This window comes from Cupriavidus sp. H19C3, from assembly GCF_049393815.1.
In the GTDB taxonomy this organism is placed as follows: domain Bacteria; phylum Pseudomonadota; class Gammaproteobacteria; order Burkholderiales; family Burkholderiaceae; genus Cupriavidus.
In genome coordinates this window covers 1,513,424-1,532,893 of sequence record NZ_CP184986.1, presented here as the reverse complement: position 1 = coordinate 1,532,893, position 19,470 = coordinate 1,513,424, and the positions used below count along the sequence as shown (strand labels likewise).

Here is a 19,470-nt window from a genome sequence, read left to right as displayed (position 1 = left end):
CAGTCCGCGGTGCGATCCGCGCCAGGGGCCCGCGCTGGTTACGCGCTCGCGGGCCTGCGCGGCGCGGCCGGACCGGCCCATGTAGAATGCCGGCTTCGCGTTATCCTGAAGTCACTATAACTATGAGCTCCCGTCCGTCGCGGATGGCGTGCATCGACGCCCTCAAGGCCGTCAGTTCGCAACTGATCGTGCTGCACCACCTGGCCTTCTACGGCCCCATGTCCGCCGCGGCGCACGTGCTGGCGCCAGGACTGATCGACTGGCTGGCCGACTATGCCCGTATCGCCGTCCAGGTCTTTCTCGTGATCAGCGGGTTCCTGGCCGCGCGCAGCCTGGCGCCGCACGGCCACCTCGAAGTCGCGAATCCGGTGGTCGTCCTGTGGCGGCGCTACCGGAAGCTGGTGGTGCCCTATGCCGCCGCCATTCTGCTCAGCATCGCGGGCGCCGCCATCGCGCGTGCCTGGCTGGTCGACGACGCGATTCCGGCCGCGCCGCACCTGCGGCAGTTCCTCGCGCATCTGCTGCTGCTGCACAACATCCTGGATGTCGATGCGCTGTCGGCCGGGGTCTGGTATGTCGCCATCGACCTGCAGCTGTTTGCGCTGCTGATCCTGTCGCTCTGGCTGGCGCGCACGGTGTCCGGCCGTGGCCGGGCGTGGGGCATGCCGGTGGTGGCCGCACTCGCGGTAGTGTCGCTGTTCTGGTTCAACCGCAATGCCATGTGGGATGTGTGGGCGTTGTATTTCTTTGGCGCGTATGGCATGGGCACGCTGGCGTACTGGGCCTCGCACCCGGAGCGCTCGTCGCTGCCGCTGATCGCGCTGGGCGCGGTCGGCACCGCGGCGCTGGTGATCGACTTCCGCCTGCGCATCGCGGTGGCCCTCGCCACCGCGCTGCTGCTGGCCATCGCGCGGCGCGGAGACTGGCTCGAACGCTGGCCGCGCGGCCGCGTGGTGGCCTGCTTCGGCCGTATCTCGTATTCCGTATTCCTGGTGCATTTCCCGGTGCTGCTGGTGGTCAACGCCGTGGTCCACCACCTGGCGCCGGGCCAGCCGCTGTGCAACGCGCTCGGCATGCTGTTCGCCTGGGTCGCGTCCAATCTGGCCGGCGCGCTCTTCCATCGCTACGTGGAGCGGCGCGATCCGCTGCACACGCTAGGCCAGGCCCTCTGGCTTCGGCGCGACCGTAAGCAAGGTGCGCTGGGCAATACCTGAGCCCTGTTCCTGCCCGGGTCGGCGCTGACCGGCGCCCACCGGCGCTCACCGGCGCTCACCGGCGCTGTCACCGGTGGCAAGTCGTCGACGCCCCGGCGCGGCCCCGACCGCGACCGGGCGCGCTCCCGCCCCATCCTCCGCCCACCCTGCGCCCACCCTGCGCCCTTTTCTCCTCATCGCGGTGCATCGCGCACCCGTGCAGTGCGTGAATATTCCGTTGCCCTGCGCGCACACCCGTTACAACCCCGATTGGTCGGTGGCATGAACGTTGCCTAGTATGGAATCGTAAACCTGACCATTTGGTCAGGATTCCAGTGAGGCTGCCATGTCCGACCACATCGTCCTGACCTCGCACGCGCGCCGCGACAAGCCGGCGGAACCCATCCACTGGGGAGCGCCGACGGCCGTGGAGCGGGGCCCCGTCATCGCCAGCCTGACCGATCCCGCGCGGCGCAACGTGATTGGCACGCACGCGGGGTCGTACGCGATCTACCGCGCGCTGGCGGTTGCCTCGGGCAACCTGCAGCGCGCCCATCGTCCGGACCTGACCGATACCGCCCCGGCCGAAGCCATCGGCCCGCATCCGCAATGGGGCGATCCGGAGAAGATCGTCTCGCTCGATCCGTGGGGCCATCTGGTCTCGACCGCGTTCGAGGATCGCATTGCCGCGGGCGTCGATATCCGGCCGACCATCGCCGTCACGCGCGCGCACATCAATATGCCCGAGCTGACCGCCGCCATCGCGGCGGGGCGGCTCCAGCCCGATGGGGACATCCTGTTTCCAAACGGCGATGTGCGCGTGACCAAGGCCGCGGTCGATCCGGTCTGGTACCTGCCAGGCCTGGCCAACCGCTTCCATATCAAGGAAAGCGTGCTGCGCCGCAGCCTGTTCGAGCAGACCGGCGGCATGTTCCCCGAACTCGTGACGCGCCCCGACCTCAAGGTGTTCCTGCCCCCCATCGGCGGCATGACGCTCTATTTTTTCGGCGATATCGCCCGGCTTGGCCAGGACGACACGCGCGTGGCCTGCCGCGTGCACGACGAGTGCAACGGTTCGGACGTCTTCGGTTCGGATATCTGTACGTGCAGACCCTACCTCGCGCATGGCATAGAGGTATGTATCGAGATGGCGCAGCAAGGCGGCGTCGGCCTCGTGGTCTATAACCGGAAGGAAGGGCGCGCGCTGGGCGAGGTGACCAAGTTCCTGGTCTATAACGCCCGCAAGCGCCAGGCGGGTGGCGATCGCGCGGAGACCTATTTCGAGCGGACCGAATGTGTGGCGGGCGTGCAGGACATGCGCTTCCAGGAGCTGATGCCGGACGTATTCCACTGGCTCGGCATCCGGCGCATCGATCGCTGGGCGTCCATGAGCAACATGAAGCATGGCGCGCTGACCGCGCAGGGTATCGAGGTGGTCGAGCAGGTGGCGATCCCCGAGGCGCTGATCCCGGCCGATGCGCGCGTGGAAATCGATGCGAAGGTGGCGGCGGGGTACTTCACGCACTACACGCCGCCAGATGCCAACGAACTCGCCCTGGCGAAGGGCAGGGGGTTGAAGGAATGAACGAATATCCCGCAGGGGAACCAGACACCAGACATGACGGCACGGGCAGCGGCTGGCACAGCTGGGTGCCGCCCGATCATCCGGCCAGTCCGTTGCTGACCGCCGAAGCGGTACGCACGCATTGCGCCGCGGTGACGGGGTACGTGGCGGCCGGCGACTCCGCGCTGTTCACCTGGCACCCGGACCGCGTCCACGCCATCGCGGACTACGTGGCGGCGACGATTCGGCGCCGCTATCCCGACCTGCAGGTGCCGTACCACAGCCGCTGGCGTCATTTCGAGGCCGGCGCACCCGGCGAGAAGGTCGACCGCTGGCAGATCCTGTGCGAGCGCGCGGGACTCTCGGGCGCCGATCACTGTGCCGAGCGCGCGCGCATCGGTATCGACCTCGTCATCCCGAGCGTGCTGCTCGATGCGGGCGCAGGGCCGGACTGGCGCTATCGCGACCCCGCCAGCGCCATCAATCTCACGCGCTCGGAAGGACTTGGCGTGGCGAGCTTCGACCTGTTCGCGCGCGGCGGCTTCTCGGCCGAGCACGGCGATCCGCTGCGCGCCGATGGCGAAAGGCTGATGCGGATCGACGCGTCGACCATCGCCAACGCGTTCCAGGTGGCGCAGCACAATCCGATCGTCGGGCTTGAAGGACGCGCGGGGTTGTTGCGGCGCCTGGGCGAGGTAGTCGATGCCACGCCGGCCGTGTTCGGCAAGCCGGCGCGGCTGGGCAACCTGTTCGACTACATCGCGGCCAATGCGCGCGAGGGCCGGGTGGAAGCAAGCTTCGTGCTGCGCACGCTGCTGGTCGCGCTCGGTCCCGTGTGGCCGGGCCGGATCGTGCTGGAGGGTATCTCGCTGGGCGACTGCTGGTATCACCAGGCCGCGCCCGATGGGCTGGTGCCATTGCACAAGCTCACGCAATGGCTCACCTATTCGCTGATCGAGCCGCTCGAGGACGGCGGGCTGACCGTCACCGGCCTCGATGCGCTGACCGGCCTGCCGGAGTATCGCAACGGCGGACTGCTGTTCGACTTTGAACTGATGAAGCCGCGCGACCCGGCCTTTGCCGCCGGTGTGCATACCGTCGACGAGCCCGTGATCGTCGAATGGCGCGCGCTCACCGTGACCGGGCTCGACCTCGTGGCCGATGGCGTGCGCCAGGCGCTGGGGCTGTCGGCAGCGGAGTTTCCGCTCGCGCGCGTGCTGGAAGGGGGAACCTGGGCCGCCGGCCGGCGCATTGCCGCGCAACGCCGCGAAGGCGGCGCGCCGCCGTTTGTCATCCAGAGCGACGGCACCGTGTTCTGAGCCACCGTCCGCGCGCATGACGGCGGGGCAGTGCCTTGCCGCCGCGCGCCGATGCCGATCCATCCAGATCCAGCCTGCCCTAGCCCGACCTAGCCCGACCGAGCCCGATCCAGCGTTTGACCCGACCGTTGATCCCAGGGAGCCAATGATGAACGACCTGTCCGCCGTGCCCACGGCCATCGAGACTTTTGCCGAGACGAGTTCCGCCAGTGCGCTGTCGCCGTCCGTACTGGTCGTCAACCATCCGCTGGTCCAGCACAAGGTCACGCTGGTGCGCAGCGAGGACACTACCACCGACAACTTTCGCCGGCTGGTGCGCGAGATCAGCCAGCTCCTCACGTACGAGGCAACCCGCGACCTTGCCATGGAGACCATCGCCATCCGTACGCCGATCGCGCCGATGCAGTCGCCGGTGCTGTCCGGCAAGAAGCTCTGCCTGGTCTCGATCCTGCGCGCCGGCAATGGCTTTCTCGATGGCATGCTCGAACTGCTGCCGGCCGCGCGGGTAGGCCATATCGGGCTGTACCGCGACCCGGAGACGCTGGAGCCGATCGAGTATTACTTCAAGATGCCCGAAGATATCCAGGAGCGGCTGGTGATCGTGGTCGACCCCATGCTGGCCACCGGCAATTCGGCCATCGCCGCGCTCAACCGGCTCAAGGAGGCCGGGGTGAGCGCGCTCAAGTACGTCTGCCTGATCGCCTCGCGGCCGGGCCTCCGTGCGTTGCAGGCCGCGCATCCCGATGTCGCGATCGTCACCGCCGCCATCGACGAGCAGCTCAACGAGCACGGCTATATCGTGCCGGGCCTCGGCGATGCCGGCGACCGGCTGTACGGCACGCGCTGATGGACGCGCTGCGCGCCCATGGCGCCCCGCACGCTCTCGGCGTGCGCGAGTCCGGCGGACGCATCCGGCAGGAGAACGAGGCCCTGATCCTGCGCGCGGCCGAGCATGTGTTTGCGCGCGCGGGGTTTGCCGGCGCCACCATGGCGGAGATCGCGGTGCGCGCGGGGGTGCCCAAGTCGAACCTCCATTACTACTTTCGTACCAAGCAGGCGCTCTACCGCGCCGTGCTGGCGCATACGCTGCAGCTGTGGCTGGCCGAGACCGATATCATCAGCGCCGAGTGCGGGCCGCGCGTAGCGCTTGAACAATATATCCGCGCCAAGATGCGGCTGTCGGCGAGCCATCCCGATGCCTCGCGCGTCTTCGCCAACGAGCTGCTGCACGGCGCCCCCGAGATCGGCGGCGTGCTGCGCGAGGCCTTGCGCGAACTGGTGGCGCGCAAGGCCATGGTGATCCGTCAATGGGTCGCCAGCGGGCAGATGGCAGCAGTCGACCCGCACCACCTGTTCTTCACGATCTGGGCGGCCACACAGACCTACGCGGACTTCGAGGCGCAGGTGTGCGCGGTGCTCGGCGTGGGCGAACTCGATGCACAGACATTCGATGAGGCGACCGAGCACCTGGTCGCGCTGCTGCTGCGGGGGTGCGGCATCGAGCCAGATGCCGACTGACCGCGGTGCGGGACAGCATCACAAGAGATATCAACGTAGTACTCGAAAAAAGGGGAGTGAAGTCATGAAGACTGAACGGGCAGGGATCACCCGGATGACGCGCCGTGCGTGGATGGTGGCGGTGATGGCGAGCGCCGCGCTGGCGGCCGTGGTTGCCACGCCGCGCGCGGAGGCGCAGACCAGGATCAAGGTGGCGGCGGTCTACACGGTGCCCGTGGAGCAGCAGTGGGTGTCGCGCATTCACAAGGCGCTCAACGAGGCCAAGGCGCGCGGCGAGATCGAATACGTGTTCTCGGAGAGCGTGTCCAATGCGGACTACGAGCGCGTGTTGCGCCAGTATGCGGAACAGGGTTCGGCGCTGATCCTGGGCGAGTCGTTCGCGGTGGAGTCGGCCGCGCGCAAGGTGGCCAGGGATTATCCGAAGACGGCCTTCCTGATGGGGTCGTCGGGCAAGCCGCAGGCGCCCAATTTCTCGGTGTTCGACAATTACATCCAGGAGCCGTCGTATCTGACCGGCATGATCGCCGGTGGCATGACCAGGACCAACCATATCGGCATGGTCGGCGGGTATGCGATTCCGGAAGTGAACCGGCTCATGCACGCGTTCATGGAAGGCGCGCGCGAGGTCAACCCGAAGGTCCGGTTCACGGTGAGCTTTATCGGTTCGTGGTTCGATCCGCCCAAGGCCAAGGAGGCCGCGTTCGCGATGATCGACAAGGGCGCCGACGTGCTGTACGCCGAGCGCTTTGGCGTTTCCGATGCGGCCAAGGAGCGCGGCAAGCTGGCCATCGGCAACGTGATCAACACCCAGCCGCAGTACCCGGCCACGGTGGTGGCCTCGGCGCTCTGGAACATGGAGCCGACTGTCGCCGCCGCGCTGGCCAAGGTCAAGGCGGGCCAGTTCAAGAATGAAGACTACGGCCAGTATTCGCTGATGAAGTACAAGGGGGCCGAACTCGCGCCGCTGGGCACCTTCGAGGGCAAGGTGCCGGCCGACCTGATGACGCGCGTGCGCGCGAAGGAGCGCGCCATCCTTGACGGCAAGTTCACGGTCAAGGTGGTGGAATCGGAGCCGAAGTCGACGCCGTAACATGTCAATGTCCGCCCCGCCGGTCCTGCGGCTGACCGGCATTACCAAACGTTTCGGCAACCTTCTCGCCAATGACGCGATCTCGCTCGACCTCCATCGAGGGGAAGTGCTCGCGTTGCTTGGCGAGAACGGCGCCGGCAAGAGCACCCTCGTCAATATCCTGTTCGGCCACTATGTGGCGGACGCCGGCACGGTCGAGGTCGACGGCGCGCCGCTGCCGCCGGGCCAGCCGCGCGCCGCGCTGGCCGCCGGCATCGGCATGGTGCATCAGCACTTTACGCTGGCCGACAACCTCACCGTCCTCGACAACATCCTGATCGGCACCGAGCCGCTATGGCGCGGCTGGCAGCAACGCGGCGCCGCGCGCGCACGCGTGCAGGCGCTCGGCGAACGCTTCGGGCTGGCGGTGCAGCCCAATGCGCGCGTCGGCTCGCTCTCGGTGGGCGAGCGCCAGCGCGTGGAAATCATCAAGGCGCTCTATCGCGGCGCGCGCGTGCTGATCCTCGATGAACCGACGGCCGTCCTGACGCCGCAGGAGGTCGACCGGCTCTTTGCCACGCTGGCGCAACTGGTGGCGGAGGGCCTGTCGGTGGTGTTCATCAGCCACAAGCTGGGCGAGGTCATGCGCGCCTCCCATCGGGTGGCCGTGCTGCGCGGCGGCCGGCTGGTGGCAACCTGCGCCACGCGCGATACCGGCCCGGCGCAGCTTGCCGAATGGATGGTCGGCCGCACGGTGGAGATGCCGGTGCGGCCGGTGCGCGCGGCCGGTACGCAGCAGGGTGAGGTGGTGGCGCATCTCGATCATGTCAGCGTGGCGGCTACCGGTGCGCACGGTGCGCTAAGCGATGTGTCGCTGACCTTGCACGGCGGCGAGATCGTCGGCATTGCCGGCGTGTCCGGTAACGGCCAGGTCGCGCTGGCCGAACTGATGAGCGGCATGGCCGCGCCGGTGCGCGGTAGCGTCACCATCGATGGCCGGGTCCTGGGCGCGGCGCCGCGGCGCTGGACCGCGGCCGGCGTGGCCCGCATTCCCGAAGACCGCCATGCGCAGGGCGCGGTGGGCGACCTGACGCTATGGGAGAACGCCATCGCGGAGCAGCTCGGCAATCGCGCCTTTGTGCGCGGCGGGGTGATTCGTGCCGGTGCGGCCCGAGCCTTTACGCGCGACCTCGTGCAGCGCTTCGATGTGCGCGGAGGCGGTATCGAGGCACCGGCCCGCACGCTGTCCGGCGGCAATATGCAGAAGCTGATCCTGGGCCGCGCGCTGTCGGTACGCGGCACGCATGCGCCGCGCCTGGTGGTGGCGAGCCAGCCCACCTGGGGGCTCGATATCGGCGCGGTGGCCTATGTGCATCGGCAACTGCTGGAAGCCGCCGCGCAGGGCGCCGCGGTGCTGCTGATTTCGGAGGACCTCGATGAACTGCGGGCATTGGCGGACCGCATCGCGGTCATGCATGCCGGGCGGCTGACGCCGGCACGCGCCACCGAGGCGTGGACCCTCGCCACGCTCGGTCTGGCCATGGCGGGCGCCGCGCACGATGCGGCCCCGGACGTTACCAACGAGGAGCATGTCGATGCGGCTTGAAGCCCGTACTTCGGTGTCCCGCGTCGCGCTGGTGGGCGCGCCGTTCGGGGCGATTATCGTGACGCTGGCCATTTGCGCGCTGCTGGTGGCCTGGGCGGGCGCCCCGGTGGGGCGCGCTTATCTGCTGCTGCTCGAAGGCGGTTTCGGCTCGCGCTTTGCATGGTCGGAGACGCTGACGCGGGCCACGCCGCTGATGCTGACCGGACTCGCGGTCGCAGTGGCATTCCGCACCCGGCTGTTCAATATCGGCGCGGAAGGGCAGCTATATCTCGGCGCGCTGGCGGCGGTAGCGGTCGGTGGCCAGGTCGACGGCGGCATGCCGGCGTGGGTGGCAACGTTGCCGGCCGACGCGCAGGTCCCGGTGCTGTTTGGCGCGATGGTGGCCGCCGGCATGCTGGCCGGTGCGGTGCTGCTGCTGGGCCCGACGCTGCTCAAGCTGCGCCTGGGTGTGGATGAAGTGGTGACCACGCTGTTGCTCAATTTCATCGTGCTGCTGCTGGTGTCGATGATGCTCGACGGCCCGATGAAGGATCCGCTCGCGATGGGCTGGCCGCAGTCGGTCGCGCTGGTGTCGGAGCTGGAACTGACGCGGCTGATGGAGCGGTCGCGCGTGCATAGCGGCCTGCTTGCGGCCATGGCGCTCGCGGTGGCGATCTGGGCCGTCAATCGCTTTACGGTGTTCGGTCTGCAGATGCGCGCGGTCGGAGCCAATGCCCGCGCGGCGGCGTTTGCCGGCATGCCGGTGGCGCGCGTGACGGTGCTGGCAGCCTTGCTCTCGGGCGCGCTGGCGGGTCTGGCCGGGGTGGTCGAGGTGGCGGGCCGTACCGGCTACCTCACGCTCGACATCTCGCCCGGTTATGGCTATGCGGGCGTGGTCATCGCCATGCTGGCCGGGCTGCACCCGCTCGGTGTGGTCGCGGCGTCGATCTTTGTGGCCGGCGTGCTGGTGGGCGCCGATGGCATGAGCCGCGCGGCAGGCGTGCCCAACGCGATTGCGGATGTGATCGTCGCCGTGGCGCTGATCGCGATGCTGGTGGCGACCATGCTGACGCGCTATCGCATCCGCCTCGATGGTGCCGCCCGGGCCGCCCGGGCCGGACAAGCCGGGAGGGCAGGCTGATGGAACTGCTCGATATCGTGTCCGGCGCGCCGTTCTGGATCGCCGTGCTGCGCGTGGCCACGCCGCTGATCTTCGGCACGCTTGGCGTATTGCTCTGTGAGCGCGCCGGCGTGCTCAACCTCGGCATCGAAGGGATCACGGTGGCCGGCGCGTTCTCCGGCTGGCTCGCGGTCTATCACGGCGCGCCGCTGTGGGGCGGCGTGGCGGTGGCCGCCGGCACGGGGCTGCTGTTTGGCCTGCTGCACGGCGTGCTGACGGTCTCGCTGGCGCTATCCCAGCATGTGGCCGGACTGGGCGTGACGATGCTTGCCACCAGCCTGTCGTACTACGCGTACCGAATCGGTTTTGCCTCGGTGTCCACGCCGCCCACCATCGTCCCGTTCGCGCCGATGACGTGGCTGCAGGGCGTACCGGTGATCGGTCCGATCGTGGGTCCGGTGCTCGGCGCGGAGACCGTATTGACGCTGCTCGCATTGCTGCTGGCGCCGAGCCTGGCATGGCTGCTCTATCGCACCCCGCTGGGCCTGGCCCTGCGCATGGTCGGCGAGAATCCGGCCGCCGCCGAGGGGCAAGGCATTCGCGTGGGTGCGATGCGCATCGGCGCCGTCATGGCCGGCTCGGCCCTGATGGCGGTGGGCGGGGCCTTCCTGACCACCTCGGCGTTCAATGCGTTCTTCTTCAATATGGTCAACGGGCGCGGCTGGATCTGCGTGGCGCTGGTCGTGTTTGCCTCGTGGCGCCCCGGCCGCGCACTGCTCGGAGCCCTGCTGTTTGCCGCCTTCGATGCACTGCAACTGCGGCTGCAGCAGGGCGGGGTCAGCCTGCCGGGGCTGCCGGCCTTGCCGTACCAGTTCTACCTGATGCTGCCGTACCTGCTGTCGATCCTGGCGCTGGTCCTGGTGGCGCGGCGCGCGGCCTATCCTCAAGCGCTGATGAAGCCCTACCGCAAGGGCGAACGCTGAGATTTTTTCTGTGAGCGAGACAGACACCAATATGTTCGACCTGATTCTGCGTCACTGCACGCTACCCGATGGCCGTACCGATACCGATATCGCCATCGAAGGCGGCCGCATCGCGGCCGTGGAACCGCAGCTCGCCGCGCGCGCGGGCGAAGAGATCGACGCGGCCGGGCAACTGGTCACGCCGCCATTTGTCGACGCGCATTTCCATATGGATTCGACGTTGTCGTACGGCCTGCCGCGCGTCAACCAGTCGGGCACGCTGCTCGAAGGCATTGCACTGTGGGGCGAGCTCAAGCCGCTGCTCACGCAGGAAGCGCTGGTCGAGCGCGCGCTGGCTTATTGCGACTGGGCGGTGGCCAAGGGCCTGCTTGCCATCCGCTCGCACGTCGATATCTGCGATCCACGCCTGCTGGCGGTGGAAGCGCTGCTGCACGTGCGCGAGCGCGTGCGGCCGTATCTCGACCTGCAACTGGTGGCGTTTCCGCAGGATGGCGTGCTGCGTGCGCCGGGCGCGCTCGACAATCTGCGGCGCGCGCTCGACATGGGCGTAGATGTGGTCGGCGGCATTCCGCATTTCGAGCGGACCATGGCCGACGGCGCGGCATCCGTGCGGCTGCTGTGCGAGGAGGCGGCCACGCGTGGCCTGCGCGTGGACATGCATTGCGACGAAAGCGACGATCCGCTCTCGCGCCATATCGAGACGCTGGCCAGCGAGACCGTGCGCCTTGGCCTGCAGGGGCGCGTCGCGGGCTCGCACCTGACCTCGATGCATTCCATGGACAACTACTACGTGTCCAAGCTGCTGCCGCTGATGCGCGAGGCGGGCGTGGCCGCGATTGCCAATCCGCTCATCAACATCACGCTGCAGGGGCGTCACGATACCTATCCCAAGCGCCGTGGCATGACGCGCGTGCCCGAACTGCTTGCCGCCGGCGTGCCGGTGGCATTCGGCCACGATTGCGTGATGGACCCCTGGTACGGGCTGGGCACCGGCGACATGCTCGAGGTCGCGCATATGGGCCTGCATGTGGGGCAGATGACGGGCCAGGACGCGATGCGCGCGTGCTTTGCCGCGGTCACCGAGACGCCGGCGCGCATCCTTGGCCTGGAAGGCTACGGCGTAGCGCCGGGTTGCCGCGCCGACCTCGTGCTGCTGCAGGCCGGTGACGCCGTGGAGGCGCTGCGCCTGCGCGCGACGCGGCTGCTGGTATTGCGCGCGGGCAAGGTCATCGCGCGCACGCCGGCGGCGACGGCCGCGCTCGCGTTGCCGGGGCGGCCGGCGCAGGTCGACTTCCGCATGCGGCGGGATTGAGAATTTTTTCCTGCAAAGGTGTTGACAGCTACCTGCGTGGTCAGCATAATCACGTTCTTCGCATCGCACGCAGCAATGCAGCGAGACGAAGCCCAGATGGCGGAATTGGTAGACGCACTAGGTTCAGGTCCTAGCGGTGGCAACACTGTGGAGGTTCGAGTCCTCTTCTGGGCACCACCATTCGCAAGTCGAGACGCGGGAAACAAGACGCAGTCTCGATAGCAAAGCAGAAAAAAGCAGAAAACAGAAAGGCCCGCAGCGATGCGGGCCTTTTTGCGTTTGGCGCCGTCATGCGATCTCGTGCTGTTGATGTTGCGCTTCCGCCGATCATGTTGCGGCTGCCTTTTGCGGCGATCTTTGCAGCGATCTTTGCGGCTGCCTCTGCAGCGGTTTTCGCCGCTTTCTCCGCGCGCTATCCGCATGTTCCCGCATGGCCGTTTTCTCCTGCGCGGCACCCCACATTTGCAGGTAACCATCGCCATGCGCTTGACCTATGCTCAAGCTCATCGGGTTCGAAATTGAACGTCCGACGAGGTGGTTGCCATGACGATGCCGCTATCCGGAAGAGAGAGGGGTGCCGGGCGCTATCCCGGCGGAGCGCGTTGTGCCGAAGCCGATATCCGGCGCCGATGTTTCGTGCATGGCTGTTGCCTGATGACGCTGATGCTCGGTGCGTTGATGCTCAGCGAGATATCGCGCGCCGAATATGCCGAGTCGTTGTTTGCCGAAGCAACGGTTCCGGCCGATGCATCCGTCGACACATCTGCCGCAGCGCCAGTATCGTCGGCGCCGATTGCCGCAGCCAATGCCAGCCACGTTACGCAGACGGATTTCGCATCGGATTCCGCATCGGATCCCCCGCCTGCCGCCGAGCCCATGACCATCGCGTCGTTCGGCCCGCCGCCGTTGACGGAGCGCACCGTCGTGGTCGAGTATGCCTCGCGCGATACCGGCGCCAATGACATGCGCGGTCCTTCGCTGATGGAGCGCCATCCGGTGGCCATGCCAATGGCGCAGCGCGGTGTTTCGCTCCATGTCGACGACATCACCACCGCTTCCGGCCTCGTCGACGCACGCGTCCGCGCACTGGCACTGGCCCTCGACGCCGAGGTGCCGCGCATGGGCGGCGTTACCATCCAGCCGCGCGTCGAGATGGCTTACCGGCCGCCCAACCCGGCCTTGCCGTCGTTCATGGATCCGTCCACCGACATCAGTGCCACCGGCCTGGCGGTCCGTCTCTACGGTTCCAAGCCGACGCGCCTGTCGGGCGTTTATCCGTTCGTCGAGGCGGACTGGTGGCAGGACAATCGCGCCAAGGTCATCAACATCAACGGCACGCGCATTGATACGGACCTGTTGCGTGGATTGTTCTCGTTCAACATCGGCGCGCACAGCAACTCGACCACGGGGATGCGGTTGTGGTTCAAGGTCAAGGCGGGCAGCAAACCGAGCGGGACGATTGGCGCGCGGTATCGATGGTGAGCGAGATCGAGGTGAACAAGATTCGCTAACGAGCCTGCCCGATGGAAGCAGGCACGACGTCGGACGGGCGCGATGCCGGGGCATTCCGGATGCCCGCAACAATTTTCGGGATTGGGGTTGCGCGCTACAAAAATTACGCTACAATTGCGCCCTCGCGTGCGGCTGTAGCTCAGTTGGATAGAGTACTTGGCTACGAACCAAGGGGTCGTGGGTTCGAATCCTGCCAGCCGCGCCATCTATTTGTTAAGCATTACCGCAGTAAATCAACGGCTTAGAGAGGTGCAACTCTCTAGGCCGTTTTTCTTTCCACCGATGCCTCGGTGGATTTTTGGGGGAATGGCCGGCGTACGCGGGCAACCTCCAGAACGTTGATGCTTTCGTTTCCGGTCGGGCGCCGGATGGTCTCCAGGGCGCCATACAGCTCGGCCACTTGGGCGGCCGCGTAGTGTGTCGTCATCGCCTCGCCAGAGCTGTGCCACAGGATCTCGTCCCGCGTTCGCTCCGGCGGCCCCCCGCTTCCCGCCGTCGCATGCACGGTGTGCCGCAGGTCATGGACTTGCAGATCGCCGAGGCCGGCATCTTTCCGCGCTCGCCGTTGGTTTGTGGATCGGCATCTTGTCCGATCCTTTCACCTTCTTGTGGTAGGTGAAGGCCCGTTCGTCGTGGCCCCCACGCTGGCTGTCGATGATCGACTGCGCCACCGAGTTGCAGACCAGGCCGTCATCGAGAAAGACGGGCTACTTCACGTTGACTCATACGCGCTCCTGGCTCTTACAGTGAACGCTCTGAAGGAAACGCGCCAGCAAGTACGCGAGCTGGATGAGCGTCTCTTCGCGTTGACCGGTGTTCCATAAGCGAGGCACCCGCAAGACAACGAAAGTGCTCGCCAAAAGAAATGCTCGCCGAACTGGCGGGCATTTCTTTTGGCACCGCACACGGGGCGCATTCATCGGAGGGATTCATGTCTGAACCTATCAGCGGCGATGCCGCTGCAGGGGCGCCCGCGCGGCCGCATTCAAAGCAATCGGGGGCGCCGCTGGTGTCGCAACTGGGGCGAGCGGGCTGGCCACCATCGTCGTCATGACGATGATGTGGCCGCGCAATCGCCGCGAATGTGCCGTCGCCCTTATCTCGACCCTTGTCTCAAGCATTGGCGGCGGCGCGGCGGTAGTCCAGCACTACGCGCTGGAACAACGCCGCACGACGGCGCAAACGAAAGCTACCAATGATGCAATCAAACAGTCTGAGCAGGACCGTGCTGACCGCGTTGCTGCTGACGCTGCAGCTCGCGAGCTGCGCGCCCGCGTTACCGCCCTCGTCAACGCCAGTCGCGCCCCCGGCGATACCGCCGCTGCCAATGGTGGCGAGGCAGCCGGCCAAGCCGCAGATCTGCTCGTCGACGTGCTCGGCGGGATTGACGGAGCGGCGGGAGACCTCGCTGCGTACGCTGACGAAGCCCACACCGCTGGCGAGGCCTGCGAGCGCGCCTATGACGCCCTGATGCCCCCGCAGACGGATAGCGGGGACCAGTAGCAAGACAGAGCGGCCGCCGTTGTGTTGGAGCACGCCGGCGGCCGCCGGACACACTGAGATAGCCAGTGAGCCAAGCCAAGGCTCTGCCACCTACCGGTAGGCGGGGCGGATACTACCAAAAAGCAAAAAGGGCTCTCACATTCATGGCACAGCCAATCATTCCTTGGATCGGCGGCAAGCGCCGTCTCGCTGACGTCCTCCTGCAGAGATTCCCGGCACACGAGTGCTATGTCGAAGTCTTCGCCGGCGGCGCCGCGCTTTTCTTCCTGCGCCCACCGGCCGACGTCGAAGTCGTCAATGACATCAATGGCGAGCTGGTGAACCTCTATCGCGTTGTGTAGCACCATCTCGAGGAATTCGTGCGCCAGTTCACATGGGCGCTGACGAGTCGGACCGTGTTCCAATGGCTGAAAGACACGCGGCCGGAGACGCTCACGGATATTCAACGCGCCGCGCGTTTCTATTACCTGCAGCAGAACTGCTTCGGTGGCATCGTGGGCGACCAGAATCAAACCTTCGGCGTGGCGACCACGGCGCCGCCTGGCCTGAACCTGTTGCGCCTCGAGGAGTCGCTATCCGCCGCCCACTTGCGGCTGGCCAGCGCGTACGTGGAAAACATGGATTGGAAAACGTGGGTAGAGCGGTACGACCGCCCACACACGCTCTTCTACATGGACCCACCGTACTGGGATACGCGCGGGTACGGCGTCGATTTCCCGATCGAACAGTATGAGCTCATGGCCAGCGTGATGGCTGGCTTGAAGGGCAAAGCCGTCGTCAGCCTGAACGACCATCCCGAGATCCGCCGCGTATTCAGCGCGTTCGAAATGGAGTCCCTCGACATCAATTACACGGTCGGCGGCGGTAAGGGGGCCGCACGACGCGAGGTGATCATTTACAGCTGGGACCGGCGGGCCGAGCCGGTTGGACTGTTTTAAAAAGACGTCGGAATGGTGGGCACGCCCACCACAGCTTCGTCCTTCAGGACGAAGCTGACGGTTCGGGTGCTCCCGGTGAAGCCATTCGCTTGGCTATATACCCAGATCGTCTGATCGCCGCGGGTGCTGACCATATAGGGCGCCCCCATGATTTTTTGCAGTTCCGCGGATGTCATGCCGGGCTTTACCGATCGTGCTTGGTTCCAATCAAACGACGTACCGGCGCAGGCTGCAAGAAGGACGGCCACCGTGACAGACGCAACGAGATTCTTCATTTACGGCTGCTCGTCGGAGATTTTTGCGTTGGGGAACAAGCTCAGGCCTGCGGCGACAGCTTTTTCGCGGCTGGCGTAATCGCCAGCCAAGGCGCGAACGCTCGCTATTTCCTTTACCGCCATCACCCAGCGGCCGTTCCTGGCTTGCTGCAAGTAGAGGGTGGGAGTGAGGTCGAAATTGTAGGAGGTCATCGAATATCTATTCTTGTCGCGAGGCTGCTCTCGCCATGAGATGGAGGAGATTATTCTGGAGCACAACGATACGCATTTCGGTTGTGGTTCGCCACCCTTCGAAGGGTGTAGAAGCCACTGTTGCGCTCACATGTGAAGACCGGTGAGCTTGCAGAGGCAGCGCGCCGATTTCGTCCGCGTCTGGCGATTCAAATTGGACGGCTCTCGAATGTCAGCGCCGCCTGCTCGTTGTGCGATAAATGACAAAAGGCAGCTGTGCGGCTACGCGGCCCAGAATCGGTGATAAGCGGGTCCTTCCGATTTGGGAGGGTGTTGCGGCTTGGTTATCCTGACGGGTGTGGGCATTGGAAAATCAACGCCAACAAGAATGGCCTCGCCTTGGCCAAGCGTCGGCAAGAATGCTGCAGCCGAGCCATCGAGATTTCCGCAGGCTTTTTCGACAACATCGCGGTCTCGTTCATTGATGAGTCGGTGGACGATAAACATCCCCATCTGACTCAGCACATCTTCAGGTACGTCCCGAGGACGCTGTGTGGCCAGGATTGTCGTTAAACCGTATTTCCGACCCTCCTTCGCAATTAGTCCGAATGCATCTAGATAAACGCGATTATTGTCGTCACCCATGTTTTTATTCAGAAATTGATGCGCCTCATCTAGCACGACGACCATCGGCATCTCTGCAAGCGAGCCCTGGCGCGCCATTCCAAGGAGATGTCGGCCGATGGCGTTTGCCAAAAGTTCGCGGGCATTGTGGTCGAAGGGGAGAAATTCCATCGAGATTCGGAGAACCCTGTCCTTGGAGCCGAGAAAATCGTCTATTTTTTCTGCGAGTGACGACGCAAATAATTCTGGATGAAAGAGACAACGCAGCGATTTCGAGCGTGTAATCGAGTAGATCTTTGCAACCAACGTTTCACAATACCCTTTTGTGCGTTCATCATACCCGCCCCAGATGGTATAGTCCGGCACCTTCAATGTGCCACCGTTTTCGAATACGCACTCTTCGAATATCTGTCTGCCGAGCTGTGAAATAAGATACTTGGCACCTTCAGCTTCGACGGCAGCTTCATGCTGCGCCCAGGATATATTAAAGTCTCTGCGCACGGCGCCCGCCTTCTTGACGGTACGGGGCTCTTTGTCGCCGTGTAAGACATAGTTCAGTTTGAGGCTGCGCAACGCCTCGCGCAGCTTCGGAACTTGTGCCCCGGGGCTAGGCTGGAAAATAGCGAACAAATCTGGCTCGGTAAGTTGCCAGTACGGGAACGCGACAAACTGACGCAGGTCGTCGGCGTCGGTGCGTTCTCCTCCCAGGTAGACTGCTTGTACACGCTCTGTGAATGTATGAAATTCGCCAGTGGGGTCAATCAGAATGATCTTGCCTCCAATACGGGCAGCTTCTTGGACGATGCGCGCTACAGTCCAACTTTTACCACCGCCCGTGGCACCGAGCACCGCACAATGCCGTCCGAACATGTGCGAAGGACTGACATTGACTCGGGTACTGGATTCCTGCGCTATCGTAGCCAACTCAATTAATCCGCCAACGCCGACGTTATTCCCTTCGACGATGTGCTTGACTAGTAGAGGGTGGGCGGAGAAGACTTGCTGACCGATGCGAGGATGAACAGGGATGCCCGAGATCACCGTGCCGGTGGTGAGCTCCAAGGTCGTCAATAGTTGCACGAAGCCGATCGGATGCGAGTCTGGGCGCTCACCCAGAGTCGGCTCGGCTTTAAGTCGCTCGTTGTCTGGTAGCCGAACCTCCGTAATCCGACCGAGCACGGCAAGGCCATCCCCCTCGATAAAGACAAACTCACCGACCTGGCCGCCGAGAATGGCGTAGCCAGAATACTGGCGCGTCGACGCGCTCGCCGCGAAAGGCAGATTGATCTTGGCAGCGTCGGGACTGACATAGGATACGGAGCCCACATATCTGCTTGGGTCGAATGGGCTTGTGGACAAACGTTTTGTCATTTGTTTTCCCCTCGCAGACGTCGGATACGTTCGAGGTGCTGCTCGAGGTCCGTCTCGGCAGCAATGTCAGGGAGTTGGGGCACCACTTCCTCAAAAGTCGCGCTGATAAGCGTAAGGCGGGCGTCGCCATGTTCGATGAGGTAGCGGATCTTTTTCAGATGTACATTCGTTGCATCAATCCCTGCTTTTTCCGGATCGTCTCTACGCGGGGCCAATCCTGGGTCACATACAGCAACCTTGAGGCTGAGGTTGGAGTTGATCGCCGACAGTATCGGCTCCGCAATATGGTTGTCGTTAAATCCAAATCCAAGGATAAGCAGACCAGTGTCTGGTTGGCGAAGCGCTGCCTGGAGCGATGACATCATCTCGAAATAGGGTTGCTCGAACGCTAGCTCATATTTCGTGTTGCGAGGATAAACTAGCAGGGGACTTTCACAGTCAGGCCTTTTCTCGATCTCGTTCGTTGCCGAATTTCTCGTCCAGTCAATCGAGCCATGCAGCTTATAGAGCAAGAAAACGTTTGATATGAAGTCGTGGTTATCGAGGTTAGTGTCGCGCCTAACGATGTCGTATGTGAAATATAAGCTGTCGAAGACTTGCGGGCTGGAGTGTGAGAAGCCGTCGATGACGACATAACGTCCTTGGCGCGCAGCATACTCGAAGCACAGATCGTAGTTCGTCGTGAAGATCTTGCTGCGCATCTTGCGCGGTGACCGACGCGACAAACGACGTAGAAAATCTGCGTGCACGGTTACGTCATCATCAGGTTCAAGGAAGCGGACCGCGTCGCGAACCGTTGATTCCGCGGTGTGAATGAACCGGCGGACAGTCTCACGTTCATCTGGTTCCGCCAAGAACTCGGCCGCAACTTTGCAGTGCGAGAGAAGCGCCTCGATGTTGCTCTTGTGCTGCTCGTCTTGGGGTAGTCGTGAAAGCGCGAGTACCTTTCCAAAGTCTTCGCCAGTTGCTGCTTGTACCCGCTCCCACAGATTCCACATCGTTGGTGCGAGCTTCTTCCCCTCTATCGGGCTGCGCCCACCTCCCAGCTTGGCCTCATCAACGTTCACATGCAAGGACGTCCCAAGGCCTGTGAGAATAACTAGATTGCTGCATCTAAAGCAGTCGGACAGAGTGCGCTTGATTTCGTCTAGTGCCGGATCAGCGGGCGAGCCACGTTCGTCACTGGTTGAGCTCGTCTGTTGCCACTGTCCGGCACTTCGATAGCTGAATACCTGCATTTGGCGAGTTCCACGCTGATGACGCGAGGCAGTATACGGTTTCGCGGCCGTACCGGACTAGGAAAAGTGGTCCTGTTTGGCGTTGGTTCGTAGTTCCACAGCAGCCGGTCCCGAATCCAGGCATGCTCCAACACCGAAGACCGCAGCCCGAGCCAGAGTCGCCCTCATCGCCTCA

At 64.5% G+C, this 19,470-nt stretch carries 17 protein-coding genes, 2 tRNA genes and 1 pseudogene; 15 read left to right on the top strand and 5 right to left on the bottom strand.

Annotated elements, in window-relative coordinates:
* The first annotated feature begins 122 nt into the window (after positions 1-122).
* The 13 genes from DFLDMN_RS26420 (at position 123) to DFLDMN_RS26360 (ending at position 13,380) form a co-directional block, all read left to right on the top strand.
* Positions 123-1,214: an acyltransferase family protein gene (locus DFLDMN_RS26420; RefSeq protein WP_423198701.1), complete on the top strand. Its 1,092-nt coding sequence runs from the start codon at positions 123-125 to the stop codon at positions 1,212-1,214.
* A 325-nt stretch (positions 1,215-1,539) separates the two neighbouring features.
* The gene (locus DFLDMN_RS26415) at positions 1,540-2,778 is read left to right on the top strand and encodes a GTP cyclohydrolase II (protein WP_423198700.1); all 1,239 of its coding nucleotides are present in this window, start codon (positions 1,540-1,542) and stop codon (positions 2,776-2,778) included.
* The gene (locus DFLDMN_RS26410; protein ID WP_423198699.1) at positions 2,775-4,076 is read left to right on the top strand and encodes a URC4/urg3 family protein; all 1,302 of its coding nucleotides are present in this window, start codon (positions 2,775-2,777) and stop codon (positions 4,074-4,076) included. Before DFLDMN_RS26415 ends, DFLDMN_RS26410 begins: the two co-directional genes overlap by 4 nt.
* Positions 4,077-4,224: 148 nt before the next feature.
* Positions 4,225-4,923 (top strand): uracil phosphoribosyltransferase, encoded by a 699-nt coding sequence (gene upp / locus DFLDMN_RS26405; RefSeq protein WP_423198698.1) that lies wholly within the window; start codon positions 4,225-4,227, stop codon positions 4,921-4,923.
* A complete protein-coding gene (locus DFLDMN_RS26400) occupies positions 4,923-5,594 on the top strand; it encodes a TetR/AcrR family transcriptional regulator (RefSeq protein ID WP_423198697.1) in 672 nt (223 codons plus the stop codon). Before upp ends, DFLDMN_RS26400 begins: the two co-directional genes overlap by 1 nt.
* A gap of 124 nt (positions 5,595-5,718) precedes the next feature.
* On the top strand, positions 5,719-6,684 hold the full coding sequence (locus DFLDMN_RS26395; RefSeq protein ID WP_423200584.1) for a BMP family protein: 966 nt from the start codon (positions 5,719-5,721) through the stop codon (positions 6,682-6,684).
* A gap of 7 nt (positions 6,685-6,691) precedes the next feature.
* Complete coding sequence (locus tag DFLDMN_RS26390; RefSeq protein ID WP_423200583.1) at positions 6,692-8,269, top strand: ABC transporter ATP-binding protein; 1,578 nt, start codon at positions 6,692-6,694, stop codon at positions 8,267-8,269.
* A complete protein-coding gene (locus tag DFLDMN_RS26385; protein ID WP_423198696.1) occupies positions 8,253-9,389 on the top strand; it encodes an ABC transporter permease in 1,137 nt (378 codons plus the stop codon). The genes DFLDMN_RS26390 and DFLDMN_RS26385 overlap by 17 nt, the downstream gene beginning before the upstream one ends.
* Positions 9,386-10,351 carry an ABC transporter permease gene (locus tag DFLDMN_RS26380; RefSeq protein ID WP_423200582.1) on the top strand — a complete coding sequence of 322 codons (966 nt, stop codon included), beginning with the start codon at positions 9,386-9,388 and terminating at the stop codon, positions 10,349-10,351. The genes DFLDMN_RS26385 and DFLDMN_RS26380 overlap by 4 nt, the downstream gene beginning before the upstream one ends.
* Before the next feature lie 31 nt (positions 10,352-10,382).
* A complete protein-coding gene (locus DFLDMN_RS26375; protein WP_423200581.1) occupies positions 10,383-11,663 on the top strand; it encodes an amidohydrolase family protein in 1,281 nt (426 codons plus the stop codon).
* A 90-nt stretch (positions 11,664-11,753) separates the two neighbouring features.
* Positions 11,754-11,840: transfer RNA gene (locus DFLDMN_RS26370), tRNA-Leu, on the top strand.
* A gap of 477 nt (positions 11,841-12,317) precedes the next feature.
* Entirely contained in the window at positions 12,318-13,145 is an 828-nt protein-coding gene (locus DFLDMN_RS26365; protein ID WP_423198695.1) for a hypothetical protein, read from the top strand.
* 158 nt (positions 13,146-13,303) lie between these two features.
* Positions 13,304-13,380 (top strand) — tRNA-Arg (locus tag DFLDMN_RS26360).
* 54 nt (positions 13,381-13,434) lie between these two features.
* Here the strand turns inward: DFLDMN_RS26360 and DFLDMN_RS26355 are convergent.
* On the bottom strand, positions 13,435-13,602 hold the full coding sequence (locus tag DFLDMN_RS26355; protein ID WP_423198694.1) for a hypothetical protein: 168 nt from the start codon (positions 13,600-13,602) through the stop codon (positions 13,435-13,437).
* 623 nt (positions 13,603-14,225) lie between these two features.
* Between DFLDMN_RS26355 and DFLDMN_RS26350 the strand changes: the two genes are divergently transcribed.
* Positions 14,226-14,678, top strand: a complete 453-nt coding sequence (locus DFLDMN_RS26350; RefSeq protein ID WP_423198693.1) for a DUF2514 family protein — start codon at positions 14,226-14,228, stop codon at positions 14,676-14,678.
* 143 nt (positions 14,679-14,821) lie between these two features.
* A pseudogene (locus tag DFLDMN_RS26345) lies at positions 14,822-15,616 on the top strand (DNA adenine methylase).
* On the opposite strand, the gene bamE reads toward DFLDMN_RS26345, so the two are convergent.
* From bamE to DFLDMN_RS26325, 4 genes are all read right to left on the bottom strand, one after another.
* Positions 15,613-15,891 carry an outer membrane protein assembly factor BamE domain-containing protein gene (bamE, locus tag DFLDMN_RS26340; protein WP_423198692.1) on the bottom strand — a complete coding sequence of 93 codons (279 nt, stop codon included), beginning with the start codon at positions 15,889-15,891 and terminating at the stop codon, positions 15,613-15,615. The pseudogene DFLDMN_RS26345 and the gene bamE overlap by 4 nt on opposite strands.
* A complete protein-coding gene (locus tag DFLDMN_RS26335; RefSeq protein ID WP_423198691.1) occupies positions 15,892-16,083 on the bottom strand; it encodes a hypothetical protein in 192 nt (63 codons plus the stop codon).
* 261 nt (positions 16,084-16,344) lie between these two features.
* Positions 16,345-18,057: an ATP-binding protein gene (locus DFLDMN_RS26330; RefSeq protein WP_423198690.1), complete on the bottom strand. Its 1,713-nt coding sequence runs from the start codon at positions 18,055-18,057 to the stop codon at positions 16,345-16,347.
* Positions 18,054-19,295, bottom strand: a complete 1,242-nt coding sequence (locus tag DFLDMN_RS26325; RefSeq protein WP_423198689.1) for an SIR2 family protein — start codon at positions 19,293-19,295, stop codon at positions 18,054-18,056. The genes DFLDMN_RS26330 and DFLDMN_RS26325 overlap by 4 nt, the downstream gene beginning before the upstream one ends.
* Positions 19,296-19,470 lie beyond the last annotated feature (175 nt).

Excerpts from the sequence above, each read along its gene's own strand:
- DFLDMN_RS26420 (WP_423198701.1), top strand. The coding sequence starts at position 123 with ATGAGCTCCCGTCCGTCGCGGATGGCGTGCATCGACGCCCTCAAGGCC.
- DFLDMN_RS26415 (WP_423198700.1), top strand. The coding sequence starts at position 1,540 with ATGTCCGACCACATCGTCCTGACCTCGCACGCGCGCCGCGACAAGCCG.
- DFLDMN_RS26410 (WP_423198699.1), top strand. The coding sequence starts at position 2,775 with ATGAACGAATATCCCGCAGGGGAACCAGACACCAGACATGACGGCACG.
- upp (WP_423198698.1), top strand. The coding sequence starts at position 4,225 with ATGAACGACCTGTCCGCCGTGCCCACGGCCATCGAGACTTTTGCCGAG.
- DFLDMN_RS26400 (WP_423198697.1), top strand. The coding sequence starts at position 4,923 with ATGGACGCGCTGCGCGCCCATGGCGCCCCGCACGCTCTCGGCGTGCGC.
- DFLDMN_RS26395 (WP_423200584.1), top strand. The coding sequence starts at position 5,719 with ATGGCGAGCGCCGCGCTGGCGGCCGTGGTTGCCACGCCGCGCGCGGAG.
- DFLDMN_RS26390 (WP_423200583.1), top strand. The coding sequence starts at position 6,692 with ATGTCCGCCCCGCCGGTCCTGCGGCTGACCGGCATTACCAAACGTTTC.
- DFLDMN_RS26385 (WP_423198696.1), top strand. The coding sequence starts at position 8,253 with ATGTCGATGCGGCTTGAAGCCCGTACTTCGGTGTCCCGCGTCGCGCTG.
- DFLDMN_RS26375 (WP_423200581.1), top strand. The coding sequence starts at position 10,383 with ATGTTCGACCTGATTCTGCGTCACTGCACGCTACCCGATGGCCGTACC.
- DFLDMN_RS26365 (WP_423198695.1), top strand. The coding sequence starts at position 12,318 with ATGACGCTGATGCTCGGTGCGTTGATGCTCAGCGAGATATCGCGCGCC.
- DFLDMN_RS26355 (WP_423198694.1), bottom strand. The coding sequence starts at position 13,602 with ATGACGACACACTACGCGGCCGCCCAAGTGGCCGAGCTGTATGGCGCC.
- DFLDMN_RS26350 (WP_423198693.1), top strand. The coding sequence starts at position 14,226 with ATGACGATGATGTGGCCGCGCAATCGCCGCGAATGTGCCGTCGCCCTT.
- bamE (WP_423198692.1), bottom strand. The coding sequence starts at position 15,891 with ATGAAGAATCTCGTTGCGTCTGTCACGGTGGCCGTCCTTCTTGCAGCC.
- DFLDMN_RS26335 (WP_423198691.1), bottom strand. The coding sequence starts at position 16,083 with ATGACCTCCTACAATTTCGACCTCACTCCCACCCTCTACTTGCAGCAA.
- DFLDMN_RS26330 (WP_423198690.1), bottom strand. The coding sequence starts at position 18,057 with ATGACAAAACGTTTGTCCACAAGCCCATTCGACCCAAGCAGATATGTG.
- DFLDMN_RS26325 (WP_423198689.1), bottom strand. The coding sequence starts at position 19,295 with ATGCAGGTATTCAGCTATCGAAGTGCCGGACAGTGGCAACAGACGAGC.